This is a genomic window from Saccharothrix sp. NPDC042600 (assembly GCF_040647305.1).
Classification (GTDB): Bacteria; Actinomycetota; Actinomycetes; order Mycobacteriales; family Pseudonocardiaceae; genus Actinosynnema; species Actinosynnema mutabilis.
Window position 1 is genome coordinate 78813 of the sequence record NZ_JBEZBW010000008.1, and the last position, 15221, is coordinate 94033.

The following is a 15221-nucleotide window of genomic DNA, read 5'->3' on the forward strand; positions in this document are numbered from 1 at the left end:
CGTGTACGGGTCTCGGCCAGGGGGGAAGGGGTGGCATGACGACCGAATTCCGGGTTCTCGGACCGGTGGAGGTGTGGCAGGAGGGGCGGCTCGTCCCCCTCCCGGCCGGGCGGACGCAGGTGCTGCTGGCGGCGCTGTTGTTGCGCTCGGACCAGGTCGTGCCGGTCGAGGACCTGGTCAGCCGGGTGTGGGGCGAGGACGAGGCGGACAGCCGGAGGACGCGGGGCGCTCTCTACATGCTGGTCGCGCGCCTCCGCCAGGCGTTGGGCGACGCCAACGTCGTGCGGACGACCACGAACGGCTACCGCGCCGAGGTGCCGCCCGGCGCGTTGGACCTCGACCGGTTCCGCGACCTCGCCGCCCGGGACCGCTACGCGGAAGCGCTGGCGCTGTGGCGGGGCGCGCCGCTGGAAGGGCTGCCGGTGACCGCGCGGTTGGCGGTGGACGTCGCCGCGTTGGCGGAGGAGCGCGAGTTCGTGCTGGAACGCCGCATCGCGGCCGACCTGGCGGCGGGCCGCGCCGCGGACCTCGTGGTCGAGCTGCGCGAGCTGATCCGGCAGAACCCGTTGCGGGAACCCCTGTGGGGCCACCTCATGGTCGCCCTGCACCAGTCCGGCCGCGAGGCCGAAGCGCTCGCGGCGTACGGCGAGTTGAGGTCCCTGGTCGCCGAGGAGCTCGGCATGGACCCGAGCCCGAACATCCAGCGGGTCCACCGGGAGCTGCTGGCGGCGGCGCCGCGCGACGACCGCTCCGCCGTGCCGAGGCAGCTCCCGCTGCCGAACCGGTTCTTCGTGGGGCGCGTGGCCGAGCGCCGCCGGCTGCTCGACCTGGTGGACGCGGCGGCCGGCGACGGCGCGCCGGTGATCGCCACGATCAACGGCACGCCCGGGGTCGGCAAGACCGCGCTCGCCGTCCAGTGGGCGCACGAGGTCGCGGACCGCTTCCCGGACGGGCAGGTGTACGTGAACCTGCGCGGTTTCGACGAGGTGGCGGAGCCGATGCACCCGGCCGAGGCGGTCCGCGGGTTCCTCGACGCCCTGGGCGTGGCGCCGGACCGCATCCCCGCCGACCCGGACGCGCAGGCGGGGCTGTGGCGGGGGTTGCTCGCCGAGCGGCGGGTCTGCGTCGTGCTGGACAACGCCCGGGACAGCGAGCACGTGCGCCCCCTGTTACCCGGCGGCGGCGGATCCCTCGTGCTGATCACCAGCCGCAACGACCTGACCGGTCTGGTCGCCCGCGAGGGCGCGTGGCCGCTGTCCCTCGACCTGCTCGACGGGGACGACGCGCACGCGCTGCTCACCAGGCAGGTCGGCGCGGCGCGGCTCGCCGCGGAGCCGGAGGCGGTGCGGCGCCTCCTCGCGCAGTGCGGCGGACTGCCGCTGGCGCTGGCGATCGTCGGCGCACGCGCCGCGGTGCAACCGGACCTGCCGCTGCGCACGCTCGCCGACGAACTCGCGGACGAGCGCACCAGGCTCAGCGCCCTGGAGACCGGCGACGAGGTGACCAGCGTGCGCGCGGTCTTCTCGTGGTCGTGCCGCCACATGACCGACGCCACCGCGCGGGTGTTCCGCCTGCTCGGACTGCACCCCGGGCCGCACGTCACCACCGCGTCGGCGGCGAGCCTCGCGGCGGTGGACCCCGTGACCGCCCGCCACACCCTCCGCGAGTTGGTGCGCGCCCGGCTGCTCGTCCAACGCGCGCTGGACCGCTTCGACCTCCACGACCTCATCCGGTTGTACGCGGCCGACGAGGCCCGGGCCCACCTCACGCCGGACGAGCGCCACGCCGCGACGCACCGCCTGCTCGACCACTTCGTGCGGTCCGCCGACAACGCGGACCGGCGCCTGTACCCCCAACGCGACCCCGTCCGGCTCGTGCCCGCCCTGCCGGGCGCCGTGGTGGACGAGTTCCCGGACCACCAGGCCGCGCTGGCGTGGTTCACCGCCGAGCACCTCGTCCTCGTGGCGGCGGTCGCGAAGGCCGGCGAGGCCGGGTTCGACCGGCACGCCTGGCAGTTGGCGTGGACCTGCGCCACCTACTTCCAGCGCCGGGGCCACTGGCGCGACCAGTTGGCCACCAACCGGATCGCGCTGGCGGCCGGTCTCCGCCTGGGCAGTCGCGACGCGCAGGTGCGCGCACACCGCAACATCGGGCACGCCGGCCTGGTGATGCGGATGCTCGACGACGCCGAACACCACTACCGGCGCGCGCACGCGCTGTCGGTCGAGCTGGGCGACGCCTTCGGCCAGGGTCGCGCGTTGCGCGGGGCCGCGGCGGTGCACGAGTTCCAGGGGCGGTACCGCGAGTCCCTGGAGGAGTCCGAGCGGGCGCTGGAACTGTTCCGCTCGGCCGGTGACCGCCCCGCGGTGGCGGGCGCGTTGAACGCGGTGGGCTGGTACCACACGCTGCTGGGCGACCACCAGGCCGCGTTCGACCACTGCGCACAGGCCCTCGCCGTCTTCCGGCAGTTGGACGACCGGTTCGGCATGGCCAACACGCTGGACAGCCAGGGGCACGCCCTCCACCACTCCGGCCGGCTGGAAGAGGCGGTGGCCGCCTTCCGCGAGGCCGTCGTCCTGTGGCGGGAAACCGGCGTGCGTCCCGAGGAGGCGCGGACCATGCTCAGGCTGGCCCGTGCCGAACGGGACCTCGGCCTGCTCGACACGGCCCTCGCGACGCTGCGGCGGTCGCACGCGATATTCACCGAGATCGGTTACGCCGAGGCCGAACCGACGGCGAAGACGATCGAGGAGTGGTCGGAGGAGGGGCGTCGCCCCTGACCCGAGCGGAGGCGAACGCGAGGCTGATGGCAGTCGAATTCCGCCTGCTCGGCATGCTGGAGGTGCGGTACCGGGGCGAGGTGGTCCCGACACCCGCCGGCAAGGCCCGAGACCTCCTGGCCGCCCTGCTGCTCCGGGCGAACGCCGTCCGCGGCGTCGACGAGCTGGTGGAGCTGCTCTGGGCGCCCGGGCACGCGAACCCGGAACGTTCCCGCGCCACGCTGCACATGGTCGTGGCCAGGCTGCGCCGCTCGCTCGGCGCGGCGAACGTGGTGCGGACCGCGCCGGGCGGGTACGTGGCCGAAGTCCAGGCGGACAGCGTGGACCTGCTCCGGTTCCGGGCGCTGACCGCGGCCGGCCGGTACCACGAGGCCCTCGCCCTGTGGCGCGGGGCGCCGCTGCCCGACGTGCGCGCCGACGCGCTGCGGCTGGCCGAGATCGCGCCGCTGGTGGAGGAGCACCTGACCGTGCTGGAGCGGCGCATCGACGCGGACCTGGACCGCGGCGCGGCCGGCGGGCTCGTCGCGGAACTGCGGTCGCTCACGCGGCAGCACCCGCTGCGGGAGCGGTTCTGGTGGCAGTTGGTGCTCGCGCTGTACCGGTCCGACCGCCAGGCCGACGCGCTCGCGGCCTACCGCGAAGCGCGCCGGGTGTTGCTGGCCGAGCTGGGGGTGGAGCCCTCGGAGCCGTTGCGGCGGCTGCACGACCGCATCCTGGCCGCCGAACCGGCCCCGGTCGCGCCGGTGGAGGACCGCCGCCCCGTCGTCGTCCCGCACGCGCTCCCGGGCCGCAACCCGCACTTCGTGGGCCGGGACGCCGAGCTGGCCGCGTTGTCGACGCTGCTCGACGACGACGCGCACGGCCCGTCGACGGCGGTGGTGACCGGCGCGCCGGGCGTCGGCAAGACCGCGCTCGCCGGCCACTGGGCGAACCTGGTGGCCGAGCGGTTCCCCGGTGGCCGGGTGCACGTCGATCTCCGCGGGTTCGACCCGACCGGGCGACCGGCCGCGACCGGGGAGGCGTTCCGGGCGGTCCTGGGCGCGTTCGGCCTCGACGGGGAGCACGTGCCCGCCGACCCGGGAGCGCTGGCGGCGCGGTACCGGGACGTCCTGCGAGGGCGTCGGGCGCTGCTGGTCCTGGACAACGCCCGCGACGAGGACCAGGTCCGGCCGTTGCTCCCGCGCGGTCCGGGCTGCCGCGTCGTGGTGACCAGCCGCGACCGGCTGACCGGCCTGACACCGCCGGGTGGGGCGGTGCGGGTGTCGCTCGACCTCCTCGGCCCCGCCGAGGCGCGGGCGCTGCTCGTCCGCCGGCTCCGCGCGGACCGGCGGGCCGACCCGGCGATCGGGGAGCTGGCGGACCACTGCGCCGGCCTGCCCCTCGCCCTCTCGATCGTCGCCGCCCGTGCGGGCACCCACCCGCACACGCCGCTGCGGGCCATCGCCGACGAGCTGTCCGCGCCGTCCACCCGGCTGGACTACCTGGACGCCGGCGAACCGGACGTCAGCGTGCGGGACGCGTTCTCCTGGTCCTACCGGCTGCTCGGCCCGCGCGCGGCGAAGGTGTTCCGCGTCATCGGCTCCCGGGGTGGCGAGGAGCTGTCGCCGTCCGCCGCGGCGGCGCTCGCCGGGATGTCGGAGCAGGAGGCCTCGACGGCCCTCCACGAGCTGCGGCGCGCGCACCTGCTGGCGGAACCCCGCCCGGGCCGGTTCTCCCTGGACGACCTGATGCGGTGCTACGCGGTCGAGCGGGCACTGGCCGAGGGGGACCCGGTCGACCGCGGCGCCGGGTGACGCGGATCGCAGGACCCGCCGCGGTGGATCGCCGAGCCGCCGTATCCGTCGTCCCGATGACCGGTCCGGTAAGAATGTGGGGCCTGCCGGCCTCGCAGGGACGAGGGGATGACCGATGAGCTTGCGCGTTGCGGTCGACTTCGGCACGTCCAGCACCTGCGTGGCGATCTCGGTCGACAACCGGGAGCCGCAGGTCGTGGTGGTGGACGGCCAGCCGATCGTGCCCTCCGCCGTGTTCGCCGCCGCGGACGGGACGCTGTTCGTCGGGCAGGAGGCGGAGCGGCAGGCGGCCGTGGACCCCGCCCGGTACGAGCCCCACCCCAAGCGCCGGGTCGACGAGGGTGAGCTGCTGCTCGGGACCTCCGTGTTGCCCGTCGTGGACGTCGTGCGGGCGGTGTTGACGCGGGCGGTGGGTGAAGCTCGGCACGTGGCCGGTGGTGCGCGGGTCGATCTCCTCGTGCTGACCCACCCCGCGGACTGGGGCGCGATCCGGACCCGGGTGTTGTTGCAGGCCGCGCGCGGGTTGGGCCAGGAGGTCCGGCTGGTGCCGGAGCCGGTCGCGGCGGCCGTGTTCCACTCGGCCACCCACGCGATCGCCGAGGGTTCCGCCCTGGCGGTGCTCGACCTGGGTGGCGGCACGGTGGACGCCAGTGTCGTGGCGCGCTCCGGCGGGACGTTCCGGGTGCTGGCCACCAAGGGTGATCCGAGCTTCGGCGGCGCGGACATCGACCAGGCGTTGTTGGAGCACATCGGGACGTTGGTCGGGCCGGGGGACCCGGAGGCCTGGCGGCAGCTCGTCGAGGGTCGCGAGATGGCCGACCGGCGCAAGCGGCGGGTGCTGCGGCAGGACGTTCGCGGCGCCAAGGAGACGTTGTCGCGGCACTCGTACACCGATGTGCCGATGCCGCCACCCTTCCCGGACGCCCATGTCACGCGGGCCGACCTTGAGCGGTTGGTCGACGGGCCGTTGCAGCGGGCCGCCGCCCTGGTGACGTCGGTGGTGCGGGACGCCGGACTGGATCCGCGTGGGCTCGCCGGGGTGTTCCTGGTGGGTGGGTCCAGTCGGATCCCGCTGGTCGCGCGGCTCGTCTTGGAGCAGTCCGGGGTGGTGCCCACGAGCATCGACCAGCCGGAGACGGTGGTGGCTCGGGGTGCGTTGCGCGCGGTCAGCACCGATCCGCTGCGGACGGGCGCGCTGCCCGGCCAGGGCGATGTGACGCGGAAGATCACGACCGACGACTCGACGCGGAAGATCACCCGGCGGATCACGGCGTCGCCGCCCGGAGGGTTCCCGCGGCCCGCGTACTTCCCCCCGGCCCCGCCGGCGCGGAAGAAGAGCCGGGTGCCGTTGGTGGTGGCGGGGGCCGTGCTGTTGGTCGCCGTGATCGGGGCGTCCGTGGCCTACGCGTTGACCCGGGAGGAGAACACCGGCACGCCCACCACGACCTCGTCCAGCGCCCAGGGCAAGTTGATCGCCCAGTACGACTACACCTTCACCGCCCCGGTCGGCTGGACCCAGACCGGTGGGGACCCGAAGCGGCGCGAAGTGCTGCTCAAGCCGGAGTCGCCGGAGTCCCCGCTGGACGTGATCGCCGTCAACGAGCAGAAGCTCACCTACAACGCCACCGCGGACCGGACGCGCGCCGAGCGGGAGCTGCGGGAGGGGTACGACAAGCGGCAGAACGTGTCCGGTTTCGACGCTTCCGCCGACTTCGCGGGCAAGGATGTCGTTTACTACCGGGAAGAGGCGGAGACCTTCACGGTCGACTGGTACGTGGTGCTCCAGGGTGACGCCCAGGTGAGCGTCGGGTGCCAGTTCCCGGCTTCCGGCGAGGAGCGGGTCCGCCCGGCGTGCGAGCAGGTGGTCCGCACGCTGACCGTGACCAGTTAGAGGGAAGTGTGATGACCGGCATCCCGGAGGCGTTCGCCAGGTTCCGCTCCGATGTCGAGGCGGCGGTGACGAGAGGGCGTCGGGCGGCGGCGGCCGCCAGCGCGTCGAACGCGGCCCAGCGCGACCGGAACCGCGAGCTGGCCGACCAGGCGCGGGTGAAGCGGGTCGAGCCGGCGGGCCGGCGGCCGACCCCCGAGGACGTGCGCCGGGTGGCCACCGGGTTCCGGGAGGACCGCGGGTTGCCCGTCGAGCGGTTGCCTTCCGGTGCCGAACTCCTCGCGCCGGCCGAAGAATCGCAGAAGCGAACGGACGCAATCGCAAATCCGGTGTCGTCGCCGCCGGTGTCCGGATCGCGGGCGGTCGCCGGCCCGAGTGGCCAGTTGCCCCCCGAAAGGGGCGATGACGAGGACTTTTCGCAAGCGCGAATCCTCTACTGAGGGCCGGTTCCCCCGGTTTGCGTTTACTAGCGCAACTACTTCACAAGAAGTCGCGACAGGGCGGAACCGACCGTGGCAGGGTCTGCGTCGGAAGGGACGTACCAAGCGAGAACGGGTACGACCGGATCTTCGATGAAGGGGGTTTCTCCCAATGGCTGGTTACGGTACCGGGACCGAGGAACTCGTCGGCGCCGCGAAGGACATCGTGAGCACCGACGAGAGCGTGCAGGGCATCCTGAGCCAGGTCCGCAACACCGTCGACACCGTCGGCGCGAGCTGGAAGGGTTCCGCCGCCACGGCGTTCAACACCCTCATGCAGCGCTTCGACGAGGACGCCCGCAAGCTGCAGGAGGCGCTCCGCGCGATCGCCGAGCAGATGGCCGGCACCGCCGAGATCTACCAGCGCCAGGAAGAGGAGCAGAACCAGTCGATGAGCAGCCTGACCAGCCGCCTCGCCGGCGGGTTCTGATCCGCTCCGACTGCGTCAGCAGTTCTTCGCTTTCTGTTTCCGGTTCCGCTCGGCACCATTGACTTTTAGTTAGGGGAGAAATGAACGACCGCATTGAAGTCAGCTTCGGCGAGCTCGCCAGCGCCGCCTCGTCGATCTCGTCGCAGGCCAACCAGGTCCAGCAGCAGCTGGAGGACCTGAAGACCCGCCTCGCGCCCGTGATCGCCCAGTGGGACGGTGGCGCGTCCGAGTCCTACCAGGCCGCGCAGGCGCAGTGGGACCAGTCGGCCAACGACCTGCAGTCGGTGCTCGCCTCCATCGGTGTCGCCGTGCAGCAGGCCACCGAGGCGTACGAGGCCGCGGAGCGCACCAACCAGAACCGCTGGTGACCTCCGTCACCGCAGCGTGACCCGCGAGACCCCCGGGCTCTTCGAAGGCCCGGGGGTCTCGTCCTGTCCGTCGGTGCCGCCCAGGCCTGCCCACCAGGGGCGGGCCCATCCCGATCGAGCGCGGTCGGGCGTGTTCCAGGCCGGTTGGCGGGGTCGTTTTGACCCGGACGTGGGCCTACCGGTATCTTCCTACGTTGTTGTGCGGTACCCGGTGCGCTTCCGCGTGCCTCGTGTTCTGGTCCACCTGCCCGTCTGGGGTGTCTGGAGCCTGAGCAGCCGCCGCAATGACCCCAGACGCAAGTGACGACGAGGTAGACCCGTGCGCACGTACAGCCCGAAGCCCGGCGAGGTGACCCGAGCCTGGCACGTGATCGACGCCCAGGACGTGGTGCTCGGCCGGCTCGCCACCCAGGCCGCGACGCTGCTGCGCGGCAAGCACAAGCCGACTTACGCCCCCCACGTTGACACCGGTGACTTCGTCATCATCATCAACGCGGACAAGGTGGCGCTGACCGGCAAGAAGCGTGACCAGGAGTTCGTGTACCGGCACTCCGGCCACCCGGGCGGTCTTCGCCAGAAGTCGTTCGGCGAGGTGCTCGACACCCGGGCCGACCGGCTGGTCGAGAAGGCCATCAAGGGCATGCTGCCCAAGAACCGCCTCGGCCGTGTGATCGCCGGCAAGCTCAAGGTCTACACGGGCCCGACCCACCCGCACGCGGCGCAGCAGCCGCAGCCGTTCGAGATCAAGAAGGTCGCCCAGTGACCGAGCCGTACTCCGAGGAAAACGACGTGACCACCCCTGAGGTCGAGACCGAGGCCGTCGAGGCGGACACCGCCGCCGACGCCGTCGTCGAGTCCGATGTCGACGGTGCCCAGGACGAGGCCGCCGAGCCCGCCCCCGCGCCCGTCGTGCGCCCCGTGCTCAGCGCCGGCGCGCACCACCTCGCGCAGACCGTCGGCCGCCGCAAGGAGGCCATCGTCCGCGTGCGCCTGCTGCCCGGCACCGGCAAGTTCACCCTGAACGGGAAGTCGCTGGAGACCTACTTCCCGAACAAGGTGCACCAGCAGCTCATCCGCGAGCCCCTGGTGACCACGGAGAAGCCGGAGACCTTCGACGTCATCGCCAACCTCAGCGGCGGCGGCATCACCGGTCAGGCCGGCGCGCTGCGCCTCGCGATCGCCCGCGCGCTCGTCGCCGTGGACTCCGAGGACCGCCCGGTGCTGAAGAAGGCCGGCTTCCTCACCCGTGACCCGCGGGTCAAGGAGCGGAAGAAGTACGGTCTGAAGAAGGCCCGCAAGGCGCCTCAGTACAGCAAGCGCTGACCTCGCGGTCGGCACCAGAGCACCACCTGCGGGAGCAGTCAGTTCTTCGTCGAACTGCTGCTCCCGCAGTGCTTTCCACCCGAAGTTGTGTGGTTCATCACGGAGGTCATGGCGATCATGGGTCGGCTGTTCGGCACTGACGGTGTGCGTGGTCTGGCGAACGCGGACCTGACCCCGGAGCTGGCGCTCTCGCTGGCCGCCGCCGCCGCGCGGGTGCTCGCCGAACACGACCGCTCCCACCGCCCGGTCGCCGTCGTCGGCCGCGACCCGCGCGCCAGCGGCGAGATGCTGGAGGCCGCCGTGGTGGCGGGGCTCACGTCGGCGGGCGCGGACGTGCTGCGGGCGGGCGTGCTGCCCACCCCGGCGGTCGCGCACCTGGTGGCCGCGCTGGGCGCGGACGTCGGCGTGATGATCTCCGCCTCGCACAACCCGATGCCCGACAACGGCATCAAGCTGTTCGCGGCGGGCGGGCACAAGCTGCCCGACTCCGTCGAGGACGAGATCGAGCAGAAGCTGGGCGCGCTGGACCACCGCCCGACCGGCGCGGGCATCGGCCGCGTCCGGGACGTCGAGGACGCCGAGGGCCAGTACGTGCAGCACCTGCTGAAGGTGACGCCGCACCGCCTGGACGGCCTCAAGGTCGTCGTGGACGGCGCGAACGGCGCCGCGTCCGTGGCCGCGCCGGACGCCTACCGCCGCGCGGGCGCCGAGGTCGTGGAGATCCACACCGCCCCGGACGGCCTGAACATCAACGACGGCTGCGGCTCCACCCACCTGGACGAGATCCGCAAGGCCGTCCGCGAGCACGGCGCGGACCTGGGCATCGCGCACGACGGCGACGCCGACCGCTGCCTGGCCGTGGACGCCGACGGCAACGAGATCGACGGCGACCAGATCATGGCGGTCCTCGCGATCGCGATGAAGGAGTCCGGTGAGCTGACCGACGACACCCTGGTCGCCACCGTGATGAGCAACCTGGGCCTGCACCTGGCGATGCGGGAGCACGGCATCACGCTGCGCACCGCCGCCGTGGGCGACCGGTACGTGCTGGAGGAGCTGCGGGCCGGCGGGTACGCGCTGGGCGGCGAGCAGTCCGGGCACGTGGTGCTGCCCGCGCACGCCACCACCGGCGACGGCCTGCTCACCGCGTTGCGGCTGATGTCGCGCATGGCGGAGACCGGCAAGCCGCTGGCCGAGCTGGCGGGCGTGATGAAGCGGCTGCCGCAGGTGCTGGTCAACGTCGTGGTCGCGGACAAGGCGCGGGTGGCGAAGGACACGGCGGTCGGCGAGGCCGTGGCGGCCGTCGAGGCGGAGCTGGGCGACACCGGCCGGGTGCTGCTCCGCCCGTCCGGGACGGAGCAGCTCGTCCGGGTGATGGTCGAGGCCCCCACCCACGAACTGGCGGAGTCGGCGGCGCAGCGCCTGGCGGGTGTGGTTTCCTCGGTGGGCTGATCCACGAGTCCCGGGGGCACCCATGGTGATCGACCTGCTCATCCTCCTCGTCCTGGCCGGGGTGGTGGTCGTGGTCGTCCTGATCGTCAAGTCGACCAAGAAGTCCCGGCAGCACAACCCGTACGGCCAACCCGGCCCCCATGGCCCGCAGCCGCCCCACGGGCAGCCGCCTTTCGGGCACCCCGGGCAGCAGCAGCCGTACGGCCCGCCCGGCCAGTTCGGCCCGCCACCCGGTCAGCAGCCGCCGTACGGCCAACCCGGTCAGGCCCAGCACGGCCAGGTCCCGCCGGGGCAGCAACCGCCCTTCGGCCAACCGGGGCAGGCCGGTCCGTACGGGCAGCCGCCACAGGGTCCGCCACCCGGCCAGTTCCCGCCGCCCGGACAGGGTCAGCCGCCCCGGTAGGCACGAGCGCGTGCCGCCGGCGTTTACACCTGCAAGGAACGCGTCCGAACAGGCGTCGGACGGCCTCGCGGGCTGCCACGATGGGAACCGGGCGCCGAAGCGTCGCGTCGTAACGGACGAGTTCGGTAGAGGGTCGTGGCCGTCGCGCCACGGAGGGGAGTGAAGCGCCGTGGCCGGTTACGGCACCAGTACCGAGGCCATGCAAAAGGCCTCGAAGGCTATTTCCGACACCGCTAAGGACACGGCGGAAGAGCTCCAGAAGGTCGGCCAGACCGAAACGGTCGACGCCGATTTCGGCGAAGCGCACAAGCACCACTTCGCGAAGTACAAGTCGGGCGTCGAGAACTTCGGCAAGGGCATCACCAACATGTCGACGACGCTCGGGTCCTTCGCGGGCAAGATCGGCGCCGGCGCGTCGACCTACGGTGACGTCGAGTCCCAGAACGCGGGCAACGTGGGGAGCAAGTACTGATGGCCGAGCCGGGCTGGAACGAGGTCAAGGCCCTCCTCGACGACCCCAACGTCTCCGAGGACAAGAAGAAGGCGCTGCTGCGCGAGTACACCAACTCGACCGCGCCCTGGAACATCCCCGACGAGGCCGAGAAGTACCAGGACCGCTACGACTACGACAGCTGGGACGTCAGCCTCTACAACCGCGCGACCAGCGACCTCGAAGGCGTCTACAACGAGGCCAAGGCCGAGTCCGACACCAAGAGCTACAACAGCCGCGAGCAGACCAAGGCCGTGAACGAGGGCCAGAAGTCGTTGGACGGCAAGCAGCCGCCGACGGCGTCCGGCGCGGGCACGAAGAACTCGAACGAGCTGTTCGACGCGGGCAAGGCGGGCCTGAAGGTCTTCGAGAAGTTCATGCCGATCTGGAACAACCGGCCCGGCGACTGCCTCGGCAACACGACCAACCTGGACTACGCGAACCACATCGAGAAGCCGTACAACGAGCAGCGGAACATCAACTTCCACAAGCTGCTCATGGAGGCCGACGAGTTCAGCACGGCCAAGACCAAGGTCGACGAGATGCGCACGGACGTGGACGCGCAGCTCAAGGGCCTGTACGGCGAGTGGAAGGGCGCGGCGGCCGACAAGTCGCACGAGCACTACAGCGACCAGATCGTCCCCAAGATCAACGAGCTGGGCGAGGGCCTGGACGGCGCGGCGAAGCTCACCCGGTCCGCGGTGACCGGTGTTTTCCAGCTGTGCAAGAGCAAGGCCGACGAAGTCCTGGAGATGTACCGGGAGCAGATCGCGCAGGCGGACACGTACATGGCCGAGAAGGTCGTGTCGTTCTCCCGCGGCGAGGGCGACTACTCCAAGGACCGCGTGCTGGAGATCGCCGGCTGGGTCGACTCGAAGATGGGCAGCAACATCGCGGACCGCATCAACAGCGATGACTGCTACCTGAACGACGAGAACAAAGAATACGCGATCAACCAGTGCAAGCGGTGGATCCAGCAGTCGTTCAACACCGAGTTCTGGGGCCTCTACACGCAGTTCAAGAACCTGTGTGAGACCACGAAGTCCTCTGTGGACCAGAAGTGGGAGACCCTGGCCTCCTACATGTCGGGCTTCGAGAACCCGTTCCCGGCCGCGTCCGGCAGCGACGACAAGGGCGGCAACGACGGGAACGGCAACGGCAACGGGAACGGCAAGGGCACCCCGCCCGGCGGTGGTGGCGGCACCCCGCCCGGTGGCGGCGGTGGCGGCACGCCCGGCGGTGGCGGCGGCATGCCGGAGATGCCGAAGCCGGAGAACCCGCTGGACAAGGACGGCGACGGCAAGCCAGACGACGTCAAGCTGCCCGGCGACACCGACGGCGACGGCAAGATCGACGACCTCGACGGCGACGGCAAGCCGGACGACCTGAACGGCGACGGCAAGCCCGACGGCCTCAAGGGCGAGGAAGAGCCCGAGACCGTCACCATCAAGAGCGGCGACAACGAGATCAAGATCACGGAGCCGGACGAGCGCGGCCACGTGCAGATCACCGTCGACACGCCGACCAGCGAGCCGAAGACCTACGACGTCGACTTCAGCAACAACCCCGACGCCCTGAAGGCCCTGACCGGCCAGAACGGCGCGGCGGCGTTGGCGGGCGCGCTGGCCGGCGCGACCCCGGTGTCCGGTGGCACTCCCGGAGCCCCCACCGCCGGTGGTCCGACGGGTGGACCGGCCGTGGGCGCGACGGCGGGTGGCGCCGAGGGCGGCGCGATCCCGATCGAGGCCGGTGCCGACGGCAAGGCGCTCATCGAGCTGGACGGCCTGGCGATCACCGCCGAGGTGGACCCGCTGACCGGTGAGATCAACCTGACCGTGGACAACGGCGACGGCACGCCCGAGGAGTACGGGGTCGAGTTCGGCGAGGACAAGGCCGACGACGGCAAGGCGGGCATCCCGACCATCGACGACGCGGTGCCGATGCCCGCCGAGGTGCCGCCGGGCCAGCCGGACGTGCGCGCGATGCCGTTCGAGGGCGGCGCGGAGACGTTGATCGGCCAGGAGACCGGCGTGGCCGGCGCGGAGACGCTGATCGGCCGCGAGACCGGTGCGGGTGGCGTGGAGACGCTCATCGGGCACGAGACCGGCGTGGGTGTGGCCGGGGGCGCGGTCGGCGAGCCGTTGATCGCTTCGCCGGAGACCGGGTTCGGTGGCGGGTTCAGCGGCGGTCCCACCGCGCCGGACCCCGGGTTCGGGCCGGGTGGCGGGGCGGAGCCGTTGATCGGCCGACCGGAGCCCGCGATCGGGTTCGTGGACCCGGCCGGCGTCGCGCCCGACCCCGGGTTCGCCGCGCCTGGCACGCCGGCCGGCGGCTTCACGACGATGCCCGCGGCCGACCCCGGGTTCTCGGCTCCGGGCACCCCGGCCGGCGGCTTCACGACCATGCCGGCCGCCGACCCCGGGTTCGCGCCCGGCCAGGGCGGCTTCACCCCCGGTGGCGGTGGCTTCGCCGGCGGTGGTGGCGGTGGCTTCGGGCCCGACTTCGGCCAGGGTGGTGGCGGCGGTGGCTTCGGCGGTGGTGGGCCACAGTTCGCGCACCACGAGCAGGCGTTCACCGCGCCCGACAACAGCGGCACGACCACGACGTCCGGCGCGTCGGTGTTCGGTGGCGGCGGGTCGGCCGGGTTCGGCGGTGCGGACTCCGTGTGGGGCGCGCCGGCGTCGGACAACACGTGGAGCAGCCCGTCCGGAAGCGCGGACCAGGGCCTGGCGTCCAACATGAACACGTCCGAGGCGGGTCAGCCGGGTGCGGCGACGCTGCCGTCCATGACCGAGTCGCACGGCCAGTCGTCCGGGTCGCCGATGGGTGGCGGCATGATGGGCGGCGGGATGCCGATGGGCGGCGGCATGGCGGGCGGCGGTCAGCAGGGCGGTGGCGACACCGAGCGCAGCCCCGGCCAGTGGCGCACCACCGGCTCGCTGTTCGACGACGACGTGAACCTCAGCCGCGTGCAGGGCGTGCTGGGTGAGGAGGGTCGATGAGCGCTTCTGCCGAGCGCCTCGCCGCGGCGATGAGCCGCATGGACCAGATCGACCGGGAGGCCGCCGACCGTCGCGAGCTGCGCGAACGGCACGCCCGGGAGGCGCGCGACAAGGCGGGCGACGCCTTCTCCAAGCAGGCGCAGATCGCGGAGAAGACGATCGAGCGCATCCAGGAAGCCGGCAAGGCCCAGAAGGCCGCCGGCGGCTGGGGCACGACCGCGGCGACGCAGAAGAAGGGCGGCGAGTTCCAGTTCGGCACGGAGGACGACGAGCCGACCTACGAGACGCAGCAACAGCCCGGCTACGGCTGGTCCTCCGGCCAACCAACCCCGGCCGCCGCGCCACTCCCACCCCCGGTCACCCCTCCACCCGCCCCGACCCCACCACCCGCTCCGGCTCGACCGGCGGCCCGACGGCCGGCACCGGTTGACGACGATGACGATTTCGGCGGCCAGAGCTGGCTGACGTGAACCGGAACGGCCCCTGCCTCGCTGAGGCGGGGGCCGTTCCGCGTTGGCCGGGACTCGTGCTGCGGTAGTGGGGCCGGTTGTGGCTCGGTCGTGGCGGCCGGTGATCGTGGCGGCCGGTGATCGTGGCGGCCGGTGATCGTGTTGGCGGGGATCTTTCGGGAGCGGGATCGTTTGGCGGGGTGGGTGCCGGTTGGTGGCTTGGGCTTTGCTGCCGGTAGGTGTCCACCCGCCCACCCCCTCCCAGGCCACCCCGCAAAAGCCCCAACCGCACCCGCCTTCGGCGGCCGGCACTGCCCGGCTCCGCCGGGCCGTGCGACCCGCGCGCAGCGCGGGTCTGCGCGCG

Annotated in this window: 13 protein-coding genes; all 13 read left to right on the forward strand. The window is 72.5% G+C overall.

The window, feature by feature from the left end; translation table 11 throughout:
- The first annotated feature begins 35 nt into the window (after positions 1–35).
- Entirely contained in the window at positions 36–2780 is a 2745-nt protein-coding gene (locus tag AB0A74_RS08840; protein ID WP_358248252.1) for a BTAD domain-containing putative transcriptional regulator, read from the forward strand.
- 26 nt (positions 2781–2806) lie between these two features.
- A complete protein-coding gene (locus AB0A74_RS08845; RefSeq protein ID WP_358248253.1) occupies positions 2807–4573 on the forward strand; it encodes a BTAD domain-containing putative transcriptional regulator in 1767 nt (588 codons plus the stop codon).
- Positions 4574–4688: 115 nt separating this feature from the next.
- A complete protein-coding gene (locus AB0A74_RS08850) occupies positions 4689–6464 on the forward strand; it encodes a type VII secretion-associated protein (protein WP_358248254.1) in 1776 nt (591 codons plus the stop codon).
- Between the two features lie 11 nt (positions 6465–6475).
- Complete coding sequence (locus AB0A74_RS08855) at positions 6476–6901, forward strand: hypothetical protein (RefSeq protein WP_358248255.1); 426 nt, start codon at positions 6476–6478, stop codon at positions 6899–6901.
- 151 nt (positions 6902–7052) lie between these two features.
- The gene (locus AB0A74_RS08860) at positions 7053–7370 is read left to right on the forward strand and encodes a WXG100 family type VII secretion target (RefSeq protein ID WP_358248256.1); all 318 of its coding nucleotides are present in this window, start codon (positions 7053–7055) and stop codon (positions 7368–7370) included.
- A gap of 80 nt (positions 7371–7450) precedes the next feature.
- A complete protein-coding gene (locus tag AB0A74_RS08865; RefSeq protein WP_358248257.1) occupies positions 7451–7738 on the forward strand; it encodes a WXG100 family type VII secretion target in 288 nt (95 codons plus the stop codon).
- A 319-nt stretch (positions 7739–8057) separates the two neighbouring features.
- Positions 8058–8501 (forward strand): 50S ribosomal protein L13, encoded by a 444-nt coding sequence (gene rplM / locus AB0A74_RS08870; protein WP_358248258.1) that lies wholly within the window; start codon positions 8058–8060, stop codon positions 8499–8501.
- A gap of 26 nt (positions 8502–8527) precedes the next feature.
- A complete protein-coding gene (rpsI, locus tag AB0A74_RS08875; RefSeq protein WP_358248259.1) occupies positions 8528–9061 on the forward strand; it encodes a 30S ribosomal protein S9 in 534 nt (177 codons plus the stop codon).
- Positions 9062–9178: 117 nt separating this feature from the next.
- Entirely contained in the window at positions 9179–10513 is a 1335-nt protein-coding gene (glmM, locus tag AB0A74_RS08880) for a phosphoglucosamine mutase (protein WP_358248310.1), read from the forward strand.
- 22 nt (positions 10514–10535) lie between these two features.
- Entirely contained in the window at positions 10536–10916 is a 381-nt protein-coding gene (locus AB0A74_RS08885; RefSeq protein ID WP_358248260.1) for a hypothetical protein, read from the forward strand.
- Between the two features lie 169 nt (positions 10917–11085).
- Positions 11086–11388, forward strand: a complete 303-nt coding sequence (locus AB0A74_RS08890) for a hypothetical protein (protein ID WP_358248261.1) — start codon at positions 11086–11088, stop codon at positions 11386–11388.
- Positions 11388–14408, forward strand: a complete 3021-nt coding sequence (locus AB0A74_RS08895) for a WXG100 family type VII secretion target (RefSeq protein ID WP_358248262.1) — start codon at positions 11388–11390, stop codon at positions 14406–14408. The genes AB0A74_RS08890 and AB0A74_RS08895 overlap by 1 nt, the downstream gene beginning before the upstream one ends.
- Positions 14405–14878: a hypothetical protein gene (locus AB0A74_RS08900; RefSeq protein ID WP_358248263.1), complete on the forward strand. Its 474-nt coding sequence runs from the start codon at positions 14405–14407 to the stop codon at positions 14876–14878. The genes AB0A74_RS08895 and AB0A74_RS08900 overlap by 4 nt, the downstream gene beginning before the upstream one ends.
- Positions 14879–15221 lie beyond the last annotated feature (343 nt).